Here is a 12,008-nt window from a genome sequence, read left to right as displayed (position 1 = left end):
TCGGGGTGCGACCTCCGAATCGTATTCATCTTATTCTAGTCGAGCTTTCCTCAGACCGACTCGTCGCGCTTCTGGCGGGCGGGCTCGGCCGGGCGGTCGGGGCCGTTCCAGACGGAGACGATGCCCCAGGCGACCGCGGCGATCGGCACGGCGAGCACGGCGCCGACGATGCCGGCGAGCACGGTGCCGATGGTGAGGGCGACGAGCACGATCAGCGGGTGCAGCTTGAGTGAGCGCGCCATCACGACCGGCTGGAGGAAGTTGCCCTCGAGCTGGTTGACCGCGACGACGACGAGGATCACGATCAGCGCCGCGAGGGGTCCGTTGGCCACGAGGGCGACGAGGGCGGCGAGGATGCCGGCGGCCGTCGCTCCGACGATCGGGATGAAGGCGGTGAGGAAGACGATGACCGCGAGCGGGATGGCCAGCGGCACCTGCAGGATCGCGAGGGCGACGCCGATGCCGATCGCGTCGACCGCGGCGACGGTCGCGGTGCCGCGGATGTAGCCGCCGAGGACGTCGACGGTCTTGCCGCCGACCCGCTTGGCGCGGTCGTAGCCGGAGCCGGAGAACGGGCGGAGCAGGAACTCCCAGATCTTCGGGCCGTCCTTCATGAAGAAGAAGAGGACGACGATCATCAGCACCAGGCCGGTGATGAAGTTCGCGGCGGCGGCCGCTCCGGCGAGCGCGCCGGAGCCGAAGGCGCTCGAGGTGAGGAAGTCGACGACCGTCTGACGGGCGTCCTCGATCTGCTGCTCGTCGATCTGGAAGGGCAGGTGCTGCACGTAGTCCTGCAGCGAGGCGATGCCGTCGGAGGCGCTGCTGACCAGCTCGTCCCACTGGTTGCGGACCGCGACGGTGATCAGCCAGCCGATGGCGCCGAGGATCGCGAGCAGTCCGATCAGCGCGATCCAGGTCGCCAGGATCGACGGCAGCCCCTTCCGGCGCATCCAGGCGAGGACGGGGTGGATCGCGGAGGCGAGGATGATCGCGATCAGCACCGGGATCAGCACCAGCGTGAGCTGCGTCATCGCGAGGACGAGGACCGCGGCGAGCGCCAGGACGAGGAGCACCTGGAGGCAGCGGAGGGCGAAGCGGCCGAAGCCGTCGGTCCACACGGTCCGTGGCCGTTCCGTCGGAGGGGTGGCCGGGGGGTCGGTGCGGTCGAAGAAGCCCATGGGGGAACGGTAGTGGAGGGGCGGCGTCCGGTTCACCCGGTTGACGGCGGCGGCCGATTCCGGCGTGAGGTGCGGAATCCGTTGCGCGAACCGCGGATCACTGAGTGAATCCACCTACTTCTGCGCGAATACGCGCCACAGAGGACGGAATCCATTGCCACGACGACGGAACGCGCACTAGGGTCGCCACGTCCATGCAAGCGCATGGGGTGCGACACCCGAAGCCGCGCCGCATGAGAGCTCGCCCGTGCCCGCCGCCGACGTCTCGGCGGCGGGCACCAGCACAGTCACGCGGCGGGCACTCGCACCGTCAGCCCGCCCGGCTCGATCCAGGTGCGGAACGCGGAGGTCGACCCGAACGGGTCGCCGTCCAGCTCGATCTCCTGCGGCTTCTCCAGGCGCACGACGAGCTCGCGACCCTTCACGTAGCGCAGTGCCGCGACCTCCTTGGTCAGGCCCATCAGCTTCGTGCCGACCACTCCGCTGCGACGCAGCACGCCGTTCTCCCAGACCACCTTGAAGATGATCTGCGCCCAGCCGAGGAAGCCCTCCGGGCGCAGCAGCACGATGTCGAACTCGCCGTCGTCGACGGCGGCGTCCGGCAGCAGCAGGATGTTCGCCGGCAGGGCGCCGCAGTTGCCGACGATGATCGTGTGCGCGCGCACCTTGCGGGTCTTCGCGCCGTCGAGGGAGTAGCGGAACTCGAGCTGGTTCTTGTCCAGCAGGGCCTTCCGCAGCGCGTCGACGTAGGCGAGCCAGCCGGCCCGCTTCTTCAGCTCGTCGTCGGTGTTCGCGAGCATCTTCGCGTCGATGCCCAGTCCGGCCATCACGACGTAGGAGCGGCGCTCGCGGCCCTTCGCCGTCTCGATGTCGATCACGCCGATGTCGATCGCGCGGTCCTCGCCCGAGAAGGCGACGGTCAGTGCGTTGTCGACGTCGTCGAGCGTGAGGTTCAGGTTGCGCGCGAGCAGGTTGCCGGTGCCGGAGGGGAGCAGGGCGAGCGCGGCCTCCGAGTCCTGCAGCGCCTCGGCGACGACCCGCACGGTGCCGTCGCCGCCCGCGGCGATCACCATGTCGACGCCCGCCTCGAGCGCCTCGCGGGTCTGGCCGGCTCCCGGATCCTCGACCGAGGTCTCGAACCAGAGGGTCTCGTCCCAGCCGGCGGCCTCCTGGGCGCGGGCGACGGCGGCCTTGACCGACTCGAGGTCGACCTTCACCGGGTTGTAGACGATGGCGGCGCGGCGGAGTTCAGACATCGGCGCCGTCCTCGTCCTCGTCGAGCTCGTTCCCGTCCGCGTCGACCCGGCCCGGGCGCACGGCGGCGTCGTCGCGGATGTCGATGCGGGTGTCGCCCGCGGGGGTGGTCATCACATCGATGCGGGGGGCCGCGTCGGCCTCCGTCGCCTTCGGTGCGCTGGTCAGCTGGTCTCGGCGATCATCCGCCTTCTGGTCGCTCATGCCTGGACGGTAGCAGCGCGATCGCGAGCGCCGCTCGGGGTTGCGTCGGCCTCCACGGCGGCTTTCAGCGCGGCGTCGATCGGGCGGCCTGCAGCCCCCAGAGCACCAGCGGGATCTGCAGCGGCAGGCGCAGCAGCGTGATCGCCCGGGTCCGCGGACGGCGGGCGTCGAGCGCCATCTGCACGTTGGCGGGGAAGACCCCGGCCATCAGTGCGGCGGAGGCGAGACCGCCGGCGACGCGGGTCGGCGGCCAGAGCGTCGCGGCGGCGCAGGCGAGCTCCGCGACTCCGGAGACGAGCACCCAGCCGCGGGCGGAGCCGGGCATCGCGCGGGGGACGGCGCGCTCGAAGACGGCGGGGCGGGCGAGGTGGATCACGCCGGAGACCGCCATCGCGCCGACGAGCGCGAGCGGGCCGGCAGCGAGGCCGGCCGCGCTCCGGCGGCGGGTGCGGCGGCTCATCGACCCTCCGCCCCGCGCTCGAGCGGAGCGACGTGGTCGAGGATCCGGCGCCACTCGCGCACCAGCGCCAGCCGGCCGGTGCCGTCGACGGTGGCCGTGCGCGCGTCGGCGAGGCGGGAGCGGAACCAGCGCGCGTCCTCCGAGCCCGCGACCGGGTCGGTGTCGCCGGTGACGATCAGGGCCTGGGCCGTGACGCGGTCGAGCTCGTCGGCCCAGGAGCCGTCGCGGAGGGCGACCAGGTCGGTCGCGGCGCCGCCCGCGCCCTGACGCCAGCCCTCGCCGAGCATCCGCTGGAGCCGGTTGCGCAGGCCCCCGTGGCTCGCGAGGACCGGGTCGTCGCCGTCGACGCCGAGCGCGTCGAGCCCCGGCTCGCCGTCGGGGAGGCCGGCGGCGACGGCCGCGACGTCCTCGCCGGGGAGGATCTCGCGCCGCTCCCAGGCCGTGGTGGGGTGCACGATCGCGCCGGCCTGCGGGGGAGCGGGGGTGCCGATGATCGCGAGGCGGTCGACGAGGTCCGGGTGCCGCGCGGCGAGCGAGAGCGCGAAGACGCCGCCGGAGCCCCAGCCGACCACGCCGACACTGCCGAAGCGGGCGCCGTCGACGTCGCGGGCGGTGCGCTCGGAGCGGCGGAGGTACTCGGCGAGATCGTCGGCACGGTCCTGGACGCGGCCGTGCTGCGCGTCGACGGGGTCGGAGGCGCCGTAGCCGGGGCGGTCGAGGATCAGCAGGTGCAGACCCCACGGGCCGGTGACCAGAGGGTCGGGATCGAAGCCGCCGGCGCCGGGAGTGGGGTGGCAGAAGACGACCAGCCGGTCGGCGATCGGGTCGCCGGCCGCCGAGACGCCCATCCCGCGTCCGGACCGCAGTTCGAATCGGTGGTTCGCCATGAGTCCTCCAGGGTGCCGCCGTCGGTCGGCGGAGCGCCCCCAGTCAAGCGGAGGCGCGGGGTGCACCGCTGGGGATTGTGCGGGGGCGTCCGCATCGTGGCCTCCCCGGCCCGCCCGCCGCCACCCCCTGGCGCGGTTCGGCGGGTGCGGAGGAGAGTGGGCGCTCCGGCAGAGCGCCGGGGCGAAGGGAGAGCGGCGATGAGCAGCGACAGCAGCAACGGCACCGAGGACGGGACGACCCAGGACGCCGAGGAGCTCCCCGACGGCAGCGGCACCGACACGTCCGGCAACGACGGCGAGACCGACACCGCCTCGGGCGGCGACGCGGACGACGAGTAGCCGCACGGCCGCCGCGAGGCGGGAACGAGAAGAGGGGCGCCACCGGTGATGCCGGTGACGCCCCTCTCGTGCGCTCGTCGCCTGGACGACGGGGCTGTTCAGGCGACGGGGCCGTTCAGACGACGGGGCCGTTGCCCTCGCTGGTGCGGCGGGTGACCTGCTCGCCGCTGGCGGGGTCGACCGCCGAGCGGGTGGTCGAGACGGCCTGGCGGCGGCGCGTCATCAGGACGAGGCCGAGAATGAGGCCGACGGCCCCCGCGGCCATCAGGATGTAGCCGACCAGCTTGAGGTCGACCCCCGAGACCTGGACGTCCACGGCGAACGCGAGGACCGCGCCGACGACGAGGAGGAAGATCCCTGCTCCGATGCTCATACGTGCTCCTTCTGCGTGCGCCGGCGTGCGCGGGAGGCGCGGGGGCACCGGCGGGCGACGCCCCACGGTAGTGCCCGTGCGCCCCGAGGCCGAAGGCCTAGCCGTCACCGGCGGCCGGGGTGTAGGCGGGACGTCCCTGCTGATCGAGCAGCCCGCGGAGCGGACGTGTCGATCGGGGAGGGACCAGCAGTGGGCCTGCTGATCGAGTAGCCCGCGGAGCGGGCGTATCGAGATCCACCGGCGTCAGGACGTGAGTCCGCAGATCCGCCGTGCTGGGGACGGTGGGTCTCGATACGCCCCTGCGGGGCTACTCGACCAGCATGCAGACGCCCTCACGGGGCCGCCCGACCAGCAGGAAGGGCTCGCTCAGCGGTCGGCGATGCGGAGCATCACGCGGGTGCGGTCGCCGCGGGAGACGATGCGCTCGATCAGGAGGAAGACGCGGTACTCGAGGCGGTACTTGCCCTGGAAGACGCGGCCGAGGCGCTCGACGGTGCCGGTGTCCGAGACGATGTGGGCGGCGCCCTCGACGACGCTCGCGCCGTCGGCGACGCGGCCGCGGCGGTCGCAGGGGACGAGGGTGACGCGCGGGTCGTTGCGCAGTCGCTTGACCTTGCCGCTCTTTCGCGGCGTCGTGACGATCAGGTCCGCGCCGTCGCGGGCGATCCACACCGGCGTCGACACTCCGACGCCCGTCTTCCGGAAGGTCGTGAGCGAGACGAACGAGGCGTCGGCGAGGGCCGCGAGAGCGGGCGAGAGGGTCATCCTCGAAGAGTAGGGGTGCGCGGGAGCGTCTCCGCAAGCCTCCCGGGCAGCTCCGATCGCCGCCGTAGGGTGGAGACATGACCGACCCGTCCCCCCTGATCGGTCCGACCTCGGCGCCCGAGCTGCACGTGATGACGTACAACATCCGCCGCCGGATGCCCCGCCTCACCGCCCGCGCGGTCGACCAGTGGGAGCGCCGGAAGCCCCTCGTGCGCCGGCTGCTGCAGGCCGAGTGCCCGTCGATCCTCGCCGTGCAGGAGGCGCTGCCGGATCAGGCGCAGTGGGTGCACGAGTCGCTCGGCGCCTCCTTCGAGGGGATGGGCTTCGGCCGCGACCCCGACCGCGGCGGTGAGCGGGTGATGCTGTTCGTCGACCGCAGCCGCTACGCGGTGCGCGACTGGTCGCAGATCGCGCTGTCCGACACTCCCGATGTCGCCGGCTCGCGCAGCTGGGGCAACCGGATCCCGCGCACCGCGGTGATCGCGGAGCTGACCGACCACGCGACGAACCGCGAGTTCACGGTCGTCGCCACGCACTTCGACCACCTCTCGCGGCGCTCCCGCCTGCGCTCGGCGGAGCTCGTCGCGGCGCGGGTGCAGGAGCTCGGGCGCCCGGCGATCGTGATGGGCGACACCAACACCGACATCGGCACGGAGCCGTACCGGGCGCTGCTCGACGAGGGCGGGCTCGCGGACTCCTGGGTCGTCGCCGGCACGCACCTCACCCCGCACTGGGGCACCTACTCCAACTACCGCCCGCCGAAGGCCGGTCGCCGCATCGACTGGCTCACGGTCAGCGCGGGGGCCTTCGAGGTCGTCTCCGCGGCGATCAACGCGACCCGCTACGGCACGGCGCCGGGCTCGGACCACGAGGCGGTCCAGGCCGTGCTCCGCTTCACGAAGCCGTGACGCGACCCGTCGTGAGAAGCCGCCCCGAGAACGAGCCCGTCCTGATCTCGACGTTCATGGAGCCCCCGCGCACCCGTGGCGAGTGGTTCGCCGACGCCGTCCGCGCGCTCGGCGCCGTGAGCATCGTTGCCGCGGTGCTCGGCTGGGACCTGGTCGACGTGGCCGTGCTCGCCCTCGCCTCGATCGGTCTGGTGCTGCCGCGGTTCCTCGGCATCCGTCCGGCGCTGGACGCCGCGTTCGGGCTCGCGCTGCTGGTCGCGTCCTGGAGCAGTGTGCTCGGCCTCTACCAGGCCTGGGCGTCGTGGGACCTCGTCGTGCACTTCGTGCTCAACGGGCTGGTGGCAGCCGTCGCCTACATCATCGCCGCGCGCGCCGGCGTGGTGCCGACGGTCGCCGGCGAGCGCGGCCCGCTCGCGCCGGCGATCGTGCTCTGCGCCTGCTTCGGCCTGTCGATGGGCGTGGTCTGGGAGTGGGGCGAGTGGGCCGGGCACCGCTTCGTCGACCCGTCGATCTTCGTCGGCTACGAGGACACGCTCGGCGACCTCGCGGCCGGTGCCGCCGGCTCGATCGCGGCCGGCGCGCTGATGCGCTTCTGGTCGGCGAAGAGCCGCGTCGTCGGCGGCGAGCAGTGACCCGCCGGCACAGCCTCCTCGCCCTCCTCGTCGTGCTGCTCTGGGGGCTGAACTTCGTCGTGATCGACGTGGGGCTCGCGGACGTGCCGCCGCTGCTGTTCCTGGCGATGCGGTTCACGGTGGTCGCGGTGCCGGCCGTGTTCCTCGTGCCGCGGCCGAAGGCGCCGCTGCGCACGGTCGCGACGATCGGCGCCTTCATGAGCCTCGGGCAGTTCGCGCTGCTCTACCTGGCGCTCGCGCTCGGGATGCCGGCGGGGCTCGCCTCGCTGGTGGTGCAGGCGCAGATCGTGCTGACGGTGCTGATCGCCGCGGTGCTGCTCCGGGAGCGGCCCACGCGGCGGCAGAGCATCGGCCTGGTCGTCGGCGTCGCCGGGCTCGTGATCGTCGCTCTCTCGCACGGGGCGGTCGCGCCGTGGCTGCCGTTCGTGGTGTGCCTGGGCGGGGCGCTGTCCTGGGCGATCGGCAACGTGCTGACCCGGCGCGCGAAGGGCGCCTCGGGGCTCTCGCTGGTGGTCTGGTCGGCGCTGGTCGTGCCGATCCCGGCGCTGCTGCTCTCGCTGCTCGTCGACGGCGGGCCCGCCATCGCGGAGGCGATCCAGGGGCTCTCGCTCGCGGCGGTCCTGAGCACCCTGTACACCGCGGTCTTCGCGTCGCTGATCGGCTACGGCATCTGGAACTCGCTGCTCGCCCGCTACCCGGCCGCGTCGGTCGTGCCGTTCACGCTCCTGGTGCCCGTGGTCGGCGTGCTGTCGGCGTGGGTGCTGCTGGGCGAGGTGCCGTCGGTCGGCGTGCTCGTCGGCGGTGCGGTGATGGTCGCGGGGCTGGCGGTCGCGACGATCCGGCGGGGGCGTCGCGATCCCGTCCTCGCCGCCGTCGGTGGTCCGGCGTAGTGTCGCCCGCATGTGCGGACGCTTCGCGATGGATTCCGAGACCGATGCCCTGATCGCCGAGTTCGTCGCGGCCGGCGGCCGGGTGGCCGACTGGGCGCCGGACTTCAGCGTGGCGCCGACCGACGCGGCGCCGATCGTGCGCGAGCACCGGCACGACGAGGCGGTCGAGCGCGAGCTCGAGCTCGCCTCGTGGGGCTTCCGGCCGTCGTGGGCGAAGGGGAAGGGGCCGTCGCCGATCAACGCGCGGCTCGAGACGGTCGCCTCGAACGGGCTGTTCCGCGGCGCGTTCGCCAAGCAGCGCGCGATCGTGCCGATGCGCGGCTACTACGAGTGGGAGGCGCGCGCCGACGGCAAGCAGCCGTGGTTCCTGCACGGCGAGGAGCCGATCCTCGCCGCCGCGGGCCTGTACACGGCGCGCAAGGAGGGCGAGGAGTGGCGGGTCTCGTTCACGATCATCACCCGCGAGGCGCGCGACGCCTCCGGCGAGGTGCACGACCGGATGCCGGTCTTCCTGACGCCGGACGTCCGCGACGCCTGGCTGAGCCCGGAGCCGCTCGCCTCGGCCGAGGAGATGCTGGCGACGCTCGACCGGGCGTCGGTCGCGGTCGCGTCGACGATCACGGCCTACCCGGTCGACCGCCGCGTCAACAACGCGCGAACGGTCGACCGCCACGACCCGGGGCTGCTCGACCCGGTCCGATAGGACCTCCGCCATGCTGATCGAGTAGCCCGCGGAGCGGGCGTATCGAGATCCACTTCCGTCGGAAGGCGAGTCTGCAGACCGCCCTGTCGGGGACGGCAGGTCTCGATACGCCCCTGCGGGGCTACTCGACCAGCATGATCGCCCGCCGCGCGTCCTCTCCGTCACCACAGAGAGGCGAAGCGGCCTCGTCGCTCGATACGAAGAGCGAAGGGATCATTTCGTTCCGGCGTGCCCCTCTGCCGGCGAAGACGGCGTGAAAGTACTTCCCGGGGTATGCCGGATCATTTCGTTCCGGCGTGCCCCTCTGCCGGCGAAGACGGCGGGAAAGTACTTCCCGGGGTATGCCGGATCATTTCGTTCCGGCATGCCCCGGGAACGGCTTGCCGTTGAGGGAGACCTCGTCGGGGTCGACCTCGACGGTGCCGACGTCGTCCGCGCCGCCGGTGCCGGGCACGGAGATGACCTCGGCCGAGCCGGAGGTCTCCGTCTGGGTCGTCGTCGGGTCCTGGTTCTGGCGGACCTCGGTCTCGCGCTCGCTGCCGGGGGACTCCGCGCGGTCCTTCTCGACCTGCTCGGTGCCGTTCGCCACGGCCGGAGCCGCGCCGTTCGTCGCGCCGATCGTCGATCCCTGGTCGTCCACGTCCATGTCGTCACCTTTCGTCGGGGATCAGCCACGCTACGCGCGGGCCCTGGGCCGGGCACCCGCTTGACAGAGTCCCGGGAGGGCCCCGGCCGTCCCGGCGCCCTGAGGGCGGACGTACTACCCTGGGGAGCGGTCGCACCGGGGGGCGCGGCACTGCCGCAGCACCCGCCCGAGGAGGAACAGTGTCATCCCAGACGGGCGAGAACCGCGTGGTCGGCACGACGATCGGCCGCCGCTACACGATCGAGGAGCTGATCGGCCGAGGCGGGATGGCGACGGTCTACCGGGCGCGGGACGAGATCCTCGGCCGCTCGGTGGCGCTGAAGATGTTCGCGCCCGGCATCGACGACGCGCAGGATCTGCAGCGCAAGTCCTCCGAGATCCGCCTGCTCGCGGCCCTCAACCACCCGGCGCTGGTCACCCTCTACGACGCCGACGACGGCGGCGACGACACCGGCGGCCAGGCCTACATGGTGATGGAGCTCGCCGAGGGGCCGAGCCTCGCGGAGCGGCTCGCCACCGGACCGGTCGCGCCGAACGACGTCGCCTCGATGGCCGCCGATCTCGGCGAGGCGCTGCACACGGTGCACGCGGCCGGGGTCGTCCACCGCGATGTGAAGCCCTCGAACGTGCTGCTCGTGCCGAGTCCGCTGACCACCCGCGAGTTCCGGCCCAAGCTCGCCGACTTCGGCATCGCCTACCTGATCGACGCGACCCGCATCACCTCGCCCGGCACGCTGATCGGCACCGCCGCCTACCTCAGCCCGGAGCAGGCGAACGGCCACGTGCTGACCTCGGCGAGCGACATCTACTCGCTCGGCCTGGTGCTGCTCGAGTCGCTGACCGGGCGGCGCCCCTTCACCGGCTCGGCGATCGAGGTGACCCTCGCGCGGCTGCTGCGCGACCCCGAGGTGTCGGACTCGCTCGGGGGCGGCTGGTCGGCGCTGCTGAACGCGATGACGCGGCGCGAGCCGGCCGAGCGCCCGACGGCGATCGAGGTCGCGGAGTCGGCGCGCGCGCTGATCGATCCGCGCCGCGACACGCCGATGGCGGCGATCGAGGTCCCGGACGTGCCCGGGCACGGCCCAGCGCCGACGGAGCGGACGCCCGCCACGGAGCGCACGCCCGCCACCGAGCGCTTCGAGACGTCGCCGGCGACCGAGCTGCTCGACGCGACGTCGGTGCTGCCGCTGGGCGCGACCGAGGTGCTCGCGGAGGCGGTGCCCGGCGCGACCGCGACGCAGCGGGTCGCTCCGCTCGCCGGCCCCGCCGTTCCGAGCCCTGCCGTTCCCGCGCCCGCCCGGCGCCGGAGCGGGCCGAGCCCGTGGCTGATCGTGCTGGTCCTCGCGCTGGTCGCGATCGCGGTCGGCCTGGCGGTCATCCTCTTCGGCGGCGGTCAGTCGCCGCTGCCGCCCGTGGACGGGGAGCTCGGCGAGCACCTCCGCCAGCTGCGCGAGAGCATCCGCTCGTGAGGCGCCGAGGGGGAGTGGCAGCGGCGGTGCTCGCCGCGGTGCTCGTGCTGTCGGGCTGCTCCGCCGCCGACCCCGCGATCGACGACGGGACCGCGCAGGCGCTCGACGACGCGGTCGTCGCGGTGGCCGAGAAGGCGTCGGCCGACGACTGGGAGGGTGCGCTGACCGAGCTCGACGCGCTGCAGGCGACGCTCGACGCGGCGCTGGCCGGCGGTACGGTCGAGGCCGAGCGGGCGACCGCGATCAAGACCCAGGCCGATCTCGTGCGCGCCGATCTCGCCGCGCTGATCGCCGCGGTGCCCGCGCCCGAGCAGTCGACCGCACCCGAGCCGGAGGAGACCACTCCCGCCGAGGAGGAGTCGCCGGCCGAGGAGTCCCCGGAGGAGGAGACGCCGGCGCCGGTGGAGACTCCCGAGGAGGAGCCGGCGCCGAGCCCCGAGGAGACCGAGCCGACCGAGCCCGCCGAGCCGACCGAGCCGCCCGAGGAGGAGTCGCCCGCGCCCGTCGCGACGACACCCGCCGTCGGTGCTCCGGCCGTGCAGGCGCCCGCGACGCAGGCGCCCGTCGAGGAGCCGGTCGAGGGGCCGGGGAACAGTGGCGGGAACGGCGGCGGGAACGGCAACGGCCGCAGCCCGGAGAGCGGCGGGAACCCCGGCAACGGGAACGGCCCGGGGAAGGGCTGAGCCCCTCCGTCGGCGGGTCCTACTCCTCCGTGCGGACGACCGCGTAGGACGCGTCGAGGTCGACGTCCACGTCGGTGCCGTCGGCGCGGGTGACCTCGACGTCGAAGGCGTGGTCGGCGTCGTCGCTGCGCTCGGCCTCGGTGACGGTTCCGCCGCCGACCGCGGCGATCGCGGCCTCGCTCGCGCGGGTCAGCTCGTCGCCGACGAGGTCGTCGGGGTCGACGGCCGCGGTGCCGCCGGTGGTGCCGTCGGTGCCGCGCACCGCGTCGTCGTCGGGGTCGACGATCAGCACGCCGAAGGAGTCGTCGAGCCGCACGTCGTACTCGAGGCCGTCGTCGCCGCGCAGCTCGAGCTCGTAGCCCGGCGTGCCGTCGTCGTCGCGCTCGGCCGAGGTGACGGTCCCGCCGCCGATCTCGGCGATCGCGACCTCGCTCGCGCGGTCGAGGTCGGCGCCGGTCAGCGCGTCCGAGCGCTCGAAGCCGTCGGTCGCGGCGAAGGCGATGCCCGTACCGGCTCCGACGAGCACGATCGCGCCCACGACTCCGACGATGATCCCGGTCTTCTTCTGCATGATCCGCTCCGTCTCCGGCGCCGCTGCTCGACGCCGGAGCCACTGT

General features: G+C 73.5%; 16 protein-coding genes. 7 read left to right on the top strand and 9 right to left on the bottom strand.

What is annotated here, in order from left to right:
- Positions 1 to 50: 50 nt before the first annotated feature.
- From GSU72_RS16625 to GSU72_RS16605, 5 genes are all read right to left on the bottom strand, one after another.
- Positions 51 to 1,178: an AI-2E family transporter gene (locus GSU72_RS16625; RefSeq protein WP_159986026.1), complete on the bottom strand. Its 1,128-nt coding sequence runs from the start codon at positions 1,176 to 1,178 to the stop codon at positions 51 to 53.
- Between the two features lie 287 nt (positions 1,179 to 1,465).
- The gene (locus tag GSU72_RS16620; RefSeq protein WP_159986025.1) at positions 1,466 to 2,434 is read right to left on the bottom strand and encodes a diacylglycerol kinase family protein; all 969 of its coding nucleotides are present in this window, start codon (positions 2,432 to 2,434) and stop codon (positions 1,466 to 1,468) included.
- Positions 2,427 to 2,636, bottom strand: a complete 210-nt coding sequence (locus tag GSU72_RS16615; RefSeq protein ID WP_159986024.1) for a multidrug transporter — start codon at positions 2,634 to 2,636, stop codon at positions 2,427 to 2,429. The genes GSU72_RS16620 and GSU72_RS16615 overlap by 8 nt, the downstream gene beginning before the upstream one ends.
- Positions 2,637 to 2,700: 64 nt before the next feature.
- Positions 2,701 to 3,096, bottom strand: a complete 396-nt coding sequence (locus tag GSU72_RS16610; protein ID WP_208545086.1) for a hypothetical protein — start codon at positions 3,094 to 3,096, stop codon at positions 2,701 to 2,703.
- A complete protein-coding gene (locus tag GSU72_RS16605; protein WP_159986023.1) occupies positions 3,093 to 3,983 on the bottom strand; it encodes an alpha/beta hydrolase in 891 nt (296 codons plus the stop codon). Before GSU72_RS16605 ends, GSU72_RS16610 begins: the two co-directional genes overlap by 4 nt.
- Before the next feature lie 198 nt (positions 3,984 to 4,181).
- Here GSU72_RS16605 and GSU72_RS16600 point away from each other — a divergent pair, with 198 nt between their 5' ends.
- Complete coding sequence (locus GSU72_RS16600; protein ID WP_159986022.1) at positions 4,182 to 4,322, top strand: hypothetical protein; 141 nt, start codon at positions 4,182 to 4,184, stop codon at positions 4,320 to 4,322.
- 115 nt (positions 4,323 to 4,437) lie between these two features.
- Here the strand turns inward: GSU72_RS16600 and GSU72_RS16595 are convergent, their stop codons facing one another.
- Both GSU72_RS16595 and GSU72_RS16590 read right to left on the bottom strand, forming a co-directional pair.
- Positions 4,438 to 4,695 (bottom strand): DUF6458 family protein, encoded by a 258-nt coding sequence (locus GSU72_RS16595; protein WP_123444811.1) that lies wholly within the window; start codon positions 4,693 to 4,695, stop codon positions 4,438 to 4,440.
- A gap of 366 nt (positions 4,696 to 5,061) precedes the next feature.
- The gene (locus GSU72_RS16590; RefSeq protein ID WP_159986021.1) at positions 5,062 to 5,460 is read right to left on the bottom strand and encodes a PPOX class F420-dependent oxidoreductase; all 399 of its coding nucleotides are present in this window, start codon (positions 5,458 to 5,460) and stop codon (positions 5,062 to 5,064) included.
- A gap of 77 nt (positions 5,461 to 5,537) precedes the next feature.
- Between GSU72_RS16590 and GSU72_RS16585 the strand changes: the two genes are divergently transcribed.
- From GSU72_RS16585 to GSU72_RS16570, 4 genes are read left to right on the top strand one after another with little or no spacing between them, the layout of a single operon-like run.
- Entirely contained in the window at positions 5,538 to 6,368 is an 831-nt protein-coding gene (locus GSU72_RS16585) for an endonuclease/exonuclease/phosphatase family protein (protein ID WP_159986020.1), read from the top strand.
- 11 nt (positions 6,369 to 6,379) lie between these two features.
- The gene (locus GSU72_RS16580; protein WP_159986019.1) at positions 6,380 to 7,000 is read left to right on the top strand and encodes a hypothetical protein; all 621 of its coding nucleotides are present in this window, start codon (positions 6,380 to 6,382) and stop codon (positions 6,998 to 7,000) included.
- Positions 6,997 to 7,890, top strand: coding sequence for an EamA family transporter (locus GSU72_RS16575; RefSeq protein WP_159986018.1), 894 nt, complete (start codon positions 6,997 to 6,999; stop codon positions 7,888 to 7,890). The genes GSU72_RS16580 and GSU72_RS16575 overlap by 4 nt, the downstream gene beginning before the upstream one ends.
- A 10-nt stretch (positions 7,891 to 7,900) precedes the next feature.
- On the top strand, positions 7,901 to 8,593 hold the full coding sequence (locus GSU72_RS16570; protein WP_159986017.1) for an SOS response-associated peptidase: 693 nt from the start codon (positions 7,901 to 7,903) through the stop codon (positions 8,591 to 8,593).
- A 349-nt stretch (positions 8,594 to 8,942) separates the two neighbouring features.
- Here GSU72_RS16570 and GSU72_RS16565 read toward each other — a convergent pair whose 3' ends face one another.
- Entirely contained in the window at positions 8,943 to 9,239 is a 297-nt protein-coding gene (locus GSU72_RS16565) for a hypothetical protein (RefSeq protein ID WP_159986016.1), read from the bottom strand.
- A 179-nt stretch (positions 9,240 to 9,418) separates the two neighbouring features.
- On the opposite strand from GSU72_RS16565, the gene GSU72_RS16560 reads away from it, so the two are divergent.
- A complete protein-coding gene (locus GSU72_RS16560; RefSeq protein ID WP_159986015.1) occupies positions 9,419 to 10,708 on the top strand; it encodes a serine/threonine-protein kinase in 1,290 nt (429 codons plus the stop codon).
- Positions 10,705 to 11,391: a hypothetical protein gene (locus GSU72_RS16555; RefSeq protein ID WP_159986014.1), complete on the top strand. Its 687-nt coding sequence runs from the start codon at positions 10,705 to 10,707 to the stop codon at positions 11,389 to 11,391. The genes GSU72_RS16560 and GSU72_RS16555 overlap by 4 nt, the downstream gene beginning before the upstream one ends.
- Before the next feature lie 19 nt (positions 11,392 to 11,410).
- Here GSU72_RS16555 and GSU72_RS16550 read toward each other — a convergent pair whose 3' ends face one another.
- Positions 11,411 to 11,962 (bottom strand): PepSY domain-containing protein, encoded by a 552-nt coding sequence (locus GSU72_RS16550; protein WP_159986013.1) that lies wholly within the window; start codon positions 11,960 to 11,962, stop codon positions 11,411 to 11,413.
- Positions 11,963 to 12,008: the final 46 nt, after the last annotated feature.

The sequence above is a fragment of the Rathayibacter sp. VKM Ac-2760 genome (genome assembly GCF_009834185.1).
Lineage (GTDB): Bacteria > Actinomycetota > Actinomycetes > Actinomycetales > Microbacteriaceae > Rathayibacter.
This window is presented reverse-complemented; position numbering and strand designations above follow the sequence as displayed.